This is a genomic window from Flagellimonas amoyensis, assembly GCF_003058265.1.
Taxonomy (GTDB): Bacteria; Bacteroidota; Bacteroidia; order Flavobacteriales; family Flavobacteriaceae; genus Flagellimonas; species Flagellimonas amoyensis.
On sequence record NZ_QBUK01000005.1, the window covers coordinates 96,504 to 107,610 of the forward strand.

At 40.8% G+C, this 11,107-nt stretch carries 11 protein-coding genes; 7 read left to right on the top strand and 4 right to left on the bottom strand.

Annotation, left to right across the window (positions count from 1 at the left end):
* The first annotated feature begins 165 nt into the window (after positions 1–165).
* From DB398_RS08365 to DB398_RS08380, 4 genes are all read left to right on the top strand, one after another.
* The gene (locus DB398_RS08365; protein WP_108423946.1) at positions 166–567 is read left to right on the top strand and encodes a helix-turn-helix domain-containing protein; all 402 of its coding nucleotides are present in this window, start codon (positions 166–168) and stop codon (positions 565–567) included.
* Between the two features lie 53 nt (positions 568–620).
* Positions 621–803 (top strand): hypothetical protein, encoded by a 183-nt coding sequence (locus DB398_RS08370; RefSeq protein ID WP_108423947.1) that lies wholly within the window; start codon positions 621–623, stop codon positions 801–803.
* Between the two features lie 494 nt (positions 804–1,297).
* A complete protein-coding gene (locus DB398_RS08375) occupies positions 1,298–2,641 on the top strand; it encodes a hypothetical protein (protein ID WP_108423948.1) in 1,344 nt (447 codons plus the stop codon).
* On the top strand, positions 2,598–3,344 hold the full coding sequence (locus tag DB398_RS08380) for a hypothetical protein (protein WP_108423949.1): 747 nt from the start codon (positions 2,598–2,600) through the stop codon (positions 3,342–3,344). The genes DB398_RS08375 and DB398_RS08380 overlap by 44 nt, the downstream gene beginning before the upstream one ends.
* Before the next feature lie 82 nt (positions 3,345–3,426).
* Here DB398_RS08380 and DB398_RS08385 read toward each other — a convergent pair whose 3' ends face one another.
* The gene (locus DB398_RS08385; RefSeq protein ID WP_108424127.1) at positions 3,427–4,647 is read right to left on the bottom strand and encodes a site-specific integrase; all 1,221 of its coding nucleotides are present in this window, start codon (positions 4,645–4,647) and stop codon (positions 3,427–3,429) included.
* Positions 4,648–4,991: 344 nt separating this feature from the next.
* On the opposite strand from DB398_RS08385, the gene DB398_RS08390 reads away from it, so the two are divergent.
* Complete coding sequence (locus DB398_RS08390) at positions 4,992–5,993, top strand: DUF4421 family protein (protein ID WP_159076358.1); 1,002 nt, start codon at positions 4,992–4,994, stop codon at positions 5,991–5,993.
* A 13-nt stretch (positions 5,994–6,006) separates the two neighbouring features.
* On the opposite strand, the gene DB398_RS08395 is transcribed toward DB398_RS08390, so the two are convergent.
* A complete protein-coding gene (locus tag DB398_RS08395) occupies positions 6,007–6,555 on the bottom strand; it encodes a PepSY domain-containing protein (RefSeq protein ID WP_262497738.1) in 549 nt (182 codons plus the stop codon).
* Positions 6,556–6,583: 28 nt separating this feature from the next.
* Positions 6,584–7,144, bottom strand: a complete 561-nt coding sequence (locus tag DB398_RS08400) for a YceI family protein (RefSeq protein WP_108423952.1) — start codon at positions 7,142–7,144, stop codon at positions 6,584–6,586.
* 287 nt (positions 7,145–7,431) lie between these two features.
* Between DB398_RS08400 and DB398_RS08405 the strand changes: the two genes are divergently transcribed.
* Positions 7,432–8,430, top strand: a complete 999-nt coding sequence (locus DB398_RS08405; RefSeq protein ID WP_108423953.1) for a sensor histidine kinase — start codon at positions 7,432–7,434, stop codon at positions 8,428–8,430.
* 4 nt (positions 8,431–8,434) lie between these two features.
* Positions 8,435–9,130, top strand: coding sequence for a LytR/AlgR family response regulator transcription factor (locus DB398_RS08410; protein WP_108423954.1), 696 nt, complete (start codon positions 8,435–8,437; stop codon positions 9,128–9,130).
* Positions 9,131–9,304: 174 nt separating this feature from the next.
* Here DB398_RS08410 and DB398_RS08415 read toward each other — a convergent pair whose 3' ends face one another.
* A complete protein-coding gene (locus tag DB398_RS08415) occupies positions 9,305–10,954 on the bottom strand; it encodes a solute:sodium symporter family transporter (protein ID WP_108423955.1) in 1,650 nt (549 codons plus the stop codon).
* Between the last annotated feature and the right edge of the window lie 153 nt (positions 10,955–11,107).

Consider the following 11,107-nt stretch of genomic DNA (forward strand, 5'->3'; position numbering starts at 1 on the left):
AATGTCTATATAATGATCCATGTGTTGGTACTTTAAAGGGTTTGAGAATCGAAGGCCATATTAAGTCTACATTCCCAAGTACCCCACTATGGACACTTGTATTTTATTGAACCTGTTTTGTATATTACAATCGGATTATTGTGGGAAACACCCTATATTTGAGATATGCAGACAAAGACCAAGAATAACCATATAGGCAGAAAGATCAGTAGGATCAGGGAACTCCGTGGAATGAAACAAGAAACCCTTGCCGAAGAACTGGGCATTAGCCAACAGGCCGTTTCCAACATTGAGAACAGCGAGAAGGTGGATGATGTGAAACTTGAAGAGATTGCCAAGGCTTTGGGGGTCACCAAAGAAGGTATTGAAAATTTTTCGGAGGAAGCTATTTTGAATATCATTGGTAATACTTACCATGTAGATAATTCTTCTGCTGTTAATTATGGTTGTACGTTCAATCCTTTGGATAAATTAATAGATGCTTATGAAGAAAATAAGAAGCTTTATGAGCGTTTATTGCAAGCGGAAAAGGACAAGGTTGCCTATTTGGAAAAGCTAATCAAATAGGCTGTTTTCAATTTGTAATTTCTTTATATCATAGAACGATAATATATAGACAAATGCAAGTTCAATTTCGTACCAAGGATGAGGCCAATATGGAACAGGAAAGGGATTTCTTGGCACTTTCCCCTATTGAGCGTGTTTACCGTTTCTTGGAACTAATGCAACGCATCAACCGATTTCCCACCAAGGCCAAACATGATGAGAATAAATTCGTCATACAGATCACTACAGGGAAATGAGGCAATGGAAGGAGGTTATCCAACTTTTTTGGAAATGACCAACAATAAAAACAGGTTAAAAAGTCTATCTCTTCTAATGGTCATGCGTTAGTGTCTCTCTCAAAAAGGTTTTATAAGAACTTTTTAAAACTTAACTGATTTTGCCTCGCTCAGTAAATTAGTTTGGCAAGATTTGGGGCTTGCAGCACTTCACTTCGTTCCGTTCGCTTTTATTTCAGTTCCCTTTTGCGACCTTCGGGAGCAAAAGCAAGATTTGTCATGACAATGACACATCTTGAATTAACCTCCGAACAACAGAAAAAGCATTAAGATTATTCAACATAATTGTTTATAAATTCTGTGTGATAAATAAAAAATAATTTTTATTAAGTCTAATTAAAATATTAATTGTAAATTAAACCCTGTATTTGTGTAAGTAAATACACTATTTTTTCGTATCCCCCGCAGCTAGAATTAATCAAAACCGACTTTGTCGGTTAACCAAACATATCGATATGAAAAAACTATTTCACCATTACATGATTTTGTTTTCTGTTTTATCATTGGTATTGGCTTGCCAAAAAAATGATGAATATATTTCCTTGAATGCCGAAGAAAAAGCCTTATCGGACCAAATCCAAAAATGGTTGACCGAAAGTAATATTGTATTTGAAGGTCTAGAAGATGCTAATTGGGAGGAAATTCAATTTAGATATAGAAATAATGGAGAAGTGGCTATAGCTTCGATTCCAATAGGGAATGTTTCGAAAGAAGAACTTAAGTTTTTAAATGTCACCTTTGAGGAAGGTATATTTTATGGTATAGTTTATAATTTTGGAATAGAAGGGCTTAAAGGAAAGGAAAGGGGTGTTTTGGTGTCATTAAATACCCATGACCTAATAAATGGTTATACAGGTAAAATGGAGATGATTAATTTAAACAATAATACTGTTAAGAAAATTAATCTTATTGATGGCTTACCTGTAAAATCGAAAAACGATAAATTGACCAATAGCGGGATAGTAGAAAATGAATATTGTTATGTATGTCATCAAGCAAATTACTGCCCGCCTAGTGTTTGTGGTATTGAATTGGATGGTGTAGTAGTTACTGCCCCTGCCGTTCCGAATGAGCCTATTGGTCTTGATTGGTATATCAACTTTATTGAACCTAATGTAATTGTTGGATCCTTTACAGTAACGAACCCAACTAATCCAGGCAATTTGGATTATAACATTATCAATAATTTATATCCATGTATGAAAGGTATCATGACCGATCTCACAGGTTCCAATACTGGAATTGGTTATATGATAAATAAATTCGCCGGGACGGACCCAGGTTATAATTGGAATGTACAGGATGGGAGTTTGGGTGGGCCAACTGCTCAAACCAGTGTTGCCTATAATAGTGCTACAGGAACAGTAACGACTACCTTCGATTCCCAAGCATGGCCAAACGCAACTGATCTTTCTTGGGCAAGGACAATATTGCATGAATCCATCCATGCTTATGTCATAGCTGTAAACTATAATACAACAACTGTAGCCGGAAGACAAACATTACTTGGGCCAAATTGGGCCTCGGCTTATCTTAATTATGGACATAATTATATTGCGGACAATTATATTGGTCCCATGGCAAATTCATTAGAAGAATTTGGGAATTCAATGGGATATAATCTAAGTAGGCAGTTTTATGAAGATATGGCATGGGCTGGACTTCATAATACCCCTGCTTTTCAATCACTTTCCGCTTCTGAACAGCAAAGGATACTTGACACAATTGCAACTGAATTGACAAAAAAAGATACAAATGGAAATACAAAACCACAAAAGGGCAATAATGCAGGGTGCTAGGGTTCTCATACTTTTCCAAATAGTATGCCTCTTATCAATTAATAGTTGTGCTGCTCAACAAAAATTGTCTGGAAGTTTCAAGAGGGTTGATCCGACCATTGCATCAAAAGAAATAAGCGTTGAATATCGATTTAGTCCAAATGGAGAATTCGAACAAATTACAAATCTACACTTAGGGTCAAAAGAATTTTCCAAAGGAAGATTTTTCATTAAAAATGATACTTTGACGCTAAATTTTGTTCCATATGATACTTCGGATACTTCAAATATGGCTTTTCAAAAAACCAAAATTCAAGTTCCTCCTATTTTTAAAGAAACAGAAAGCTCTTTGATCGCTAAAATAGTTGTTCTTGGTGAAGATATGAAGCCAATCAAAGGGGCTAATCTTTTAATGCAAGACAAAGAGGGGAAGCAATTAATGGTATTTATTTCTGATGGAACTGGAGAATTTCCCACGCTCAATATACAAAGCGATTTATTCCACAAGATAATTGTTTCTTCCTTAGGACAACAAGAGGTTGAGATTCCTACGGCATCACTTTTTGGGTTCGATTCTCATATCGAGATTATTATGAAATCCACCGATAGCATCTATAGTAAAAGTAATAAAATAGAAAAGTATCATTTTAAACAACAGAACAAGAAGGAGATACGGATGACTAAGCTTCCAGATGGTGAAAAGATAATATTGCTTAGGATATAATTCTGCTCAAGTAGCCTTTGGTCTAAATTGATTATCAGTATCTAACTAATGTTGTTCTTGAAATGCAAATAATAGGATTGATTTATAACGAGTTCAGTTCCAGTTGATAGGAGTCAAGAACGTTACTTGGCAACGACTTCAAGTAGATTTGGGTAGTACTGAGTTTATTATGTCCCATCATTGCGGAAATGGCTTCCAGCGGAACTTTTTTGAACATGGCATGAGTCGCAAAACTATGCCTTGAAACATAGGAGGTCAAACGTTCTTCAATCTTACACTCTTTTGCAATTTCTTTTAATCCAATATTGTAACGTCTAAGCTCCCATTGGGCATCTTTGTACTGCAATTCCAATGTGTCCCGATAAATTATGGGTAATAAAAAACCAGAAGGGTTAGGATTGTCCAGATAGTATTGAATGATGGGTTTAATCTGATCTGTTATAATTATGTCGTAGCGCTTTCCAGTTTTACGTCTTTGAAATTTTACGCGGCCATCGATGATATTATCTCTTTTCAGAAATGCCATATCAATAAAGGACATGCCCAACATCAGATAGGAAAGAATAAAATAATTGCGATAGTGAAAATGATTGGAACCTATCTTGGTTTCCATTTCAAGTATTTTCTTGATGCTTTCAATCTTAATGGCTCTTTTCTCAGTGGGCTTTGTTTTTATGGTGTAGTATTTAAAAGGGTATAATGCTTCATCCACCATGCCCTCCTTGATTCCTTTGTTGTAGATGGCCTTTATCGTTCTCATATAAGATGCAATTCCATTAATGGTATTGCCTGGTTTTGATAAATGGTGCCTTTCAAACCGTTTTAGGAATTCAAGATTGAGTTCATTGAATTTTAAATCCTTATTGTTGGTAAATACCTTAAGCCTTCCAATAATCCCCGAATAGTTTCTGGCTGTGCCAATCCGTTTTTCTCTTATAAGCTCTTCTGCTTTTTGAAGACCGAACTCATAGAATGAGTTCAACCGTTTTCTGTTGACAATTTTATCAGCAATATCTTTGGCTGTTAATCTATCCAATTGATCATTGTCGGCCAGTCTATTGATTACTTCTTGTGCCTTGAGTTGTTTTTTTAATAAAAGGGTATTCATCAAGTGAACCGAATCAACATCTGGAAAATTTCTTTTTACTTTGCACCTGTGGTGATCCCAGTATTCTTCTGGGACATAATGCCCTGTTTTGATTGAAGTGGTTTTTCTAAAATGGGTCAGCCTCAAAATGATTGGAAAACATCCATTTTGGGTCATTCTGCGGGTGTCCAAACTTAGCTTTATACTCGTGTTCATGAACATAAGTTATAAAAAAATTTGCACGCAATTTGCACGCAAAAGCTTGGATTCATTTGATGTTATTTGATAACAGAATTTATTAAAATACTGATAATCAATAAAATATAAGATTTTTAACAGTTGCTTATACCCCATTCGGCGACGCTGTTAATCAGAGGGTCCTTGGTTCGAGCCCAAGAGGGGGAGCAGAAATGAAAGCCCATTCCGAAAGGAGTGGGCTTTTTTTGTTTTTTATGATTTCGATTTTATTAAACCATAGCTGTGGAAAAGCTGATAAGAAGTTTTTTTATAAATTACACATCTCCAGTAAGATATGTATGGCTAAGATTGAATCCTTTTTCATGTCGATTCCTTGCTTCATTTCGATGGGAACCTGTCTTTTGGGTGTCCAGGGCCATGGGCAGGTGAAGGACTCCATTTCAGTCATTTCCTATGATGATAAACTAACGTTCGGCATCGATTTGAGTACCGATTTTGATGAATTCATGGTGGACAGTCCCGATGTCGGCAACTTTCATTTGGTGACCAACAACGAGGTCAAACTCACCCTAAGGCTCAACTATAAGATTTTTGGTGTCAGTGCCGGTTTCACACCAGGATTCCTGCCCGGTAATGACGATGATGGGCAGCGCGGCGAGAGTTCTTTTCAGAGTTATCAAGTCAATGTGTTCCCGGGAAGGCTGGTGCAGAATGTGTTTTTTAGAAGGATGAAAGGCTTTTATGTGGAGAACACTTCAGATTTTTTGCCGACATGGAACGTGGGTGGCCCCTATCTGCAGTTTCCCGACCTAAAAAGCATTACTTGGGGAGGCAGTACGGGTTTTGTGCTGAACAGGGACTTTTCCCTAAGGGCATTGTTGAACCGTCAAGAATGGCAATTGGAGAGCAGGGGAAGCCTTGTGCCGATGATACGGTATGAATTCACCAAAATGACCAACAATTTTGAGGACGATACCTATGGAAAGGAAAATATTGTTGACCTCAGGGCAGGGATGGGCTATTATTACAATTGGGTGGTGGCGCCCAAGCTGAACATCGCCCCATCGCTACGTGCAGGCATAGGCCCCAAGTTTTCCAAATATACCTTGGCGGGCCAAGTGGAAAAGAACAATTATCTAGTGGCGGAATATGGTGCCGGACTTCAGTTGGGTTATAACACAGACCGTTTTTACATGGGCATCATCGGGGAATTGAACGGTACATCCTACCGGGATTCCGACTCCAATGACATTTCCAATAACCTATGGCATGCCGTGTTTTATGTAGGCTATCGATTGGAGCCACCAAAAAAGTTAAAAGACTTTTTTGACAGGAACAAACCTGTAATCGGAAAACACAGATAAGAATGGCTTTCCTTTAAACCAACAACAATACAACCGTCAAAAGAAATCCTGCTACGGCAAAATAGAGGCCCTTTTTGTAGATTGGGGCACTGGGCCGGAACATAAAAAAAGCCGAAACCGCAAAGAACAATAAAGCGATTCCAAAGAAAATTCCCAGCCAGAACAAGGGGTGGCCCGAATGCATTTTGTGCAGCTTGTTCATATTGTCCAGGATCTTTGGCAAACGTTTTTCGGTATAGGAAGCCTCCCCGGTCTCAAAATTGTACGTACCTCCCTCAAAGTACATGAGATTGCCCTCTGTTCTGTCCACTTTGAAGCCACGTTTCCGCAATGCGGTACCCAAGGTCTCTTCGCCAAGATTGGGTTCCAGGGTGGTGATCATCTGCACTTCGCTTTTCATGTAATCCGTATTTCGGAACGTCAGTACAATGCCGCTGATGGCATATACGGCCATGATTCCTGCCAAAAAGAACCCCAGATAGCGATGGAACTCCCTAAAAGTGTTTTCGGATTTTCTTCCCATATGTATAAAAATAAATGAAGAAAGGTGGCCATGGGCCAACCTCTCTCCATGATGGTATTGTGTTTTATTATTGTTGCGCCATTTCCAAGTTGATGGTCAGCTCAACCTCGTTGCCCAAGGAAGCAGTCTCTCCGCCAACGCCAAAATCCAATCGGTTGATGGTGCCGGTGAGTTTAAGCCCCGCTTTTAGTTTTTGGCTGCGCTGATCGGTGATCACCCCGTTCACCTTGCCTTCGAGGGTAATTGGTTTGGTGACCCCGTGCATGGTGAGGTCCCCTGTCAATTTAAAGGTCTTGTCCCCTGTTTTTTCATAGCCGGTGCTCTGGAAGGTGATGGATGGATACTTTTCGGCATCAAAAAAGTCCGCACTCCTCAGGTGATTGTCCCGTCTTTCATTATCGGTGTTGATGCTGGTGGTCTTGATGTCCACTGTGAATTCGGCATCCCCAAACGTATCGGATGCGGTTGCCATGATGTCAAAATCGCTAAAATGTCCCTCTACTTCCGAAATCATCAAGTGGGTGATGGCAAAACCTACCTTGGAATGTGATTTGTCCAATTTCCATGTAGATTGTGCCGTGGCGAACAGGCCTGTCATAAGGGCAAATGCAATGATCCTTTTCTTCATAGTTGTAAAATTAAGTGTTTATAGTTATTGTTCAATTGCTCCGAAAAATAATGATATTTGGAATACGTCCCATGGGCCATTGAAAAAACCCTAACCAATTTGGACAATTAATTTGGAAGGGACGTACTATTTTCCGTGAACAACAAAGCGCTTCCCATGACCGACCGATCCGTAGTGAAAAACAGGCCTAAATTGTCGTTGGGGGGAGTAATAGTGCTGTTCATAAACCTGCTTTTTTTTTAAATGGGTTTAATCCATAGTTTTGATTTTGAATTAATTGAAAGGTATTGATTTCCAAGAAGGAACTTCTTTTTCAGATAGTGCTCCATGTTCTTGTCCTGCTGTTTTTTTCTTTTGACAGGAACCAGGGAGGTATTATTGTACACAAGGCCATTTTTCTGCTGTTCTATAGTGTTGCCACTATTGCGGTCACCTATTTCCTGATGCCAAGATTTCTCTACAGAAAAAAATACTGGCAGTTTTTTCTCGGGTTCATTTTGGTGGTTGTGGCTGTCATCGCCATAGAAGAGCTGATATTGGAACCCATCATGTTCCCAAACACAAAACGGGGAAACTCATTTCCGGGGATCTATATATCCCTGTTGGGGGTGCTGCCGGTCATGTTTATCCTTTCTGGCTGTAAATTTGGATGGGATGCCTTGCAGAAGCAAGACCAAATAGATGAGTTGCAAAGTACCATCCAGGAGAGCGAACTTCAGTTTTTGAGGTCACAGATCAATCCCCATTTTTTGTTCAACAATTTGAACAACCTATATTCCTACGCATTGCAGAATTCCCCAAAGACCCCAGAGATCATCTTGGAGATGAGCGGTGTTTTGCGATATATGCTGTACGAATCCAAGGAACAGTTCGTACCTTTAAAAAAGGAACTGGAGCAGTTGGGCAACTTTATCCGTTTGTACCGATTGCAGATAGAGGATAGGGGCATTGTCCGTTTCGAAGTGGGTGATATGCAAGAGGAATATCGAATAGCCCCTTTGATATTGATCGTGTTCATTGAAAATGCGTTCAAGCATAGTCAATCCGGACTGTCATCCAATATCGTGATAGATATTTCGGTACAAATGGAAGGTGCTGTACTGGAGTTTCACTGCAACAACAATTTCGAAACGGTGCCCAGTCTGGATACCGTGGCCAAAGGAATTGGCTTGAAAAATGTACAGAAACGTTTGGAGCTGTTGTATCCCAATAAGCATCAGTTGGAAATCAAAGAGAAGGATAACAGTTACCAAGTGTACTTAAAACTGGAACTGGAAAAAATATAGCCATATGAGATGTATCATTGTTGAGGACCAACCGCCAGCACAGCGGATCCTTAAGAAGTTCATTGATGAAGTACCAGCCTTGGATCTTGTTGGCGTGTTTTCCGATGGTATTCAGGCCATGGCGTTTTTGAATGCCGAACCTGTCCACCTCATGTTTTTGGATATCCATTTGCCCAAGATCAACGGATTGGACTTTCTAAAAAGTATTCCCGAGCCTCCACAGGTGATATTGACCACCGCTTTTTCGGAATATGCACTGGAAGGGTATGACCTCAATGTGGTGGACTATTTGTTGAAACCTTTTTCTTTCCAGCGATTTTTGCAGGCGGTGAACAAAGTGATTGCAAAGCAAGAGAGCATTGCAACGGGTAACGAAAAGGTGCAGATCAGTGAAATCTATGTCAAATCCAGTCACGAGCACATTAAGGTGCTGGTGAAGGACATCTATACCATTTCCTCGGATTCCGATTACACCGAGATCCACCTAAAGAACAAAAAGATCCTTTCCAATGAACCCCTACGCCATTGGTTGGACATTCTGGGGGCAGGTCAGTTTTACCAAGTACACAAATCCCATATCATCAACACCCAAAAGATAGACCGGATATCCGGCAACCAAGTTTTGATGAGCGATGGTTCAAAAATCCCGCTCGGACGGGCATACAAGGAACATTTCCTGAAAAGTATCCTACAGCAATAAAAAAAGGCTGTCTTAAAAGTGATTAAATTGTCATTTTTGGCTGTCACCCTGAGCGAAGTCGAAGGGACAGTCTAAAAAATCTTTATTGGGTTATTGTCAAATAGTTGAATTCCAAAAAGATTCTTCATTTCATTCAGAATGACACTTTTAAGACAGCTTTTTTGTTTCAACAGATTACTTAGCAAAGTACACGTAGATCGCTATCACGACCACACAGATGAAGGCACTAGCCAATTTGACGTGTTTCCAAGGCTCTATCGATACTTGCTTGGTATATTCCAGTTCAAAAGCTTCTTTCCTAGGATATATCTTACCAATGATCAGCATGATGACAATGTTGGTGATGAACAATATCGCCATCACGTGGAGGTAATGCGGATAGGCACCCGCTTCCACCATGTGCAGTGCTTCCGGGTCCGTAATGCCGTTTGCCTTGGCTTCGGCCAGTGCATTGGCCACCATTCTTGGGCCTACGATGAACTGGCTGATGATGTATAAAATGGAACCTGAGAGGATGCCGATTTTGGCCGCAATGGCAGGAACCCTTTTGGTGAGATACCCCACTACAATGATGGTGAAGATGGGGATGCTATAAATTCCGTTGATTTCCTGTAAATAATTGAAAAGGCTTCCGGCATTGGCAATCAGCGGCGCAATGAACATGGCGGCCAGTGCCAAACAGATACCGAAGATCTTTCCGTATTTCACGATGGTCATTTCGGAAGCCTCCTTGTTGATGTGCTGCTTGTAGATGTCGATGCCAAATAGCGTCACCGAACTGTTGAGTACACTATTGAAGGAGCTCAGGATGGCCCCAAAGAGCACGGCGGCAAAAAAGCCCATCAAGGGTTTTGGCAATACGGCCCTTACCAGTTCGGGGTAGGCTAGGTCGCTGCTGGACAATCCGCCTTCAAAATAATAGTAAGCGATCATTCCGGGCAAGACCAAGATAATGGGTCCCAAAATCTTCAAAAAGGCGGCCAATAGCAGACCTTTTTGTCCTTCAGCCAAGTTTTTGGCGCCCAATCCCCTTTGAATGATCTGCTGGTTGGTTCCCCAATAAAACAATTGGACCAGCATCATGCCCGTAAAAATGGTCGAGAAGGGGACTTCCTGCCCCGGATTTCCCGTAGAATCGAAACGTTCCGGGTTTGCTGCCATCAACATATCCAAACCGTTCAAAACACTGCCATCACCAATGGCCATCAATCCAAATACGGGAATGAGCAATCCTCCTATAATAAGTCCAATCGCATTGATACTATCAGAAACGGCCACGGCCTTCAGTCCTCCAAAAACCGCATAAATGGAACCCACGATACCGATGCCCCAAATGCAGAGGAGCAATGCCGTGGAATCCGAAACACCAAGCAATTGGGGGACATCGAACATTCCACTGATGGCAACGGAGCCTGAATACAAAATCACCGGCAGAAGCACCACAACATAACCCGTCAAGAACAGTCCCGAGGTAATGGTTTTGGTAGTGGTGTCGAACCTTTTGGCCAAGAATTGCGGAACAGTGGTCAGGCCACCTTTCAAATAGCGGGGCAACAGGAACATGGCCGTTACCACAATGGCCAAGGCGGCCAAGGTTTCCCATGCCATTACCGAAAGTCCATCCTTGTAGGCACTACCGTTGAGGCCCACAATTTGTTCGGTCGAAAGGTTGGTCAATAGCAATGAGCCGGCAATGACGCCAGCGGTGAGGCTCCTTCCTCCCAAGAAGTAACCGTCAGAAGATGTTTCGTCCGTTTTGCGGACGGACCACCAAGAAATAAATGCTACCAGGAGCGTAAAACCCAAAAATGATATGAGTGACATGTGTTACATTTTGATTGTTCGGCCCAAGGTAAAGGACCAAATGGATTAGTTTGTTCTGTTAAATAAATTGGTCATTGGTATTTTTCCGATAACCGTTACCCTCTTTTTTAGGTGTAAACCGATTCAAAATTCAAAAGGGGCATGACGGTCTCT

What these genes read in the sequence shown, in the direction of transcription:
- DB398_RS08365 (WP_108423946.1), top strand. Translation starts at nt 166, where the DNA reads ATGCAGACAAAGACCAAGAATAACCATATAGGCAGAAAGATCAGTAGG.
- DB398_RS08370 (WP_108423947.1), top strand. Translation starts at nt 621, where the DNA reads ATGCAAGTTCAATTTCGTACCAAGGATGAGGCCAATATGGAACAGGAA.
- DB398_RS08375 (WP_108423948.1), top strand. Translation starts at nt 1,298, where the DNA reads ATGAAAAAACTATTTCACCATTACATGATTTTGTTTTCTGTTTTATCA.
- DB398_RS08380 (WP_108423949.1), top strand. Translation starts at nt 2,598, where the DNA reads ATGGAAATACAAAACCACAAAAGGGCAATAATGCAGGGTGCTAGGGTT.
- DB398_RS08385 (WP_108424127.1), bottom strand. Translation starts at nt 4,647, where the DNA reads ATGAACACGAGTATAAAGCTAAGTTTGGACACCCGCAGAATGACCCAA.
- DB398_RS08390 (WP_159076358.1), top strand. Translation starts at nt 4,992, where the DNA reads ATGTCGATTCCTTGCTTCATTTCGATGGGAACCTGTCTTTTGGGTGTC.
- DB398_RS08400 (WP_108423952.1), bottom strand. Translation starts at nt 7,144, where the DNA reads ATGAAGAAAAGGATCATTGCATTTGCCCTTATGACAGGCCTGTTCGCC.
- DB398_RS08410 (WP_108423954.1), top strand. Translation starts at nt 8,435, where the DNA reads ATGAGATGTATCATTGTTGAGGACCAACCGCCAGCACAGCGGATCCTT.
- DB398_RS08415 (WP_108423955.1), bottom strand. Translation starts at nt 10,954, where the DNA reads ATGTCACTCATATCATTTTTGGGTTTTACGCTCCTGGTAGCATTTATT.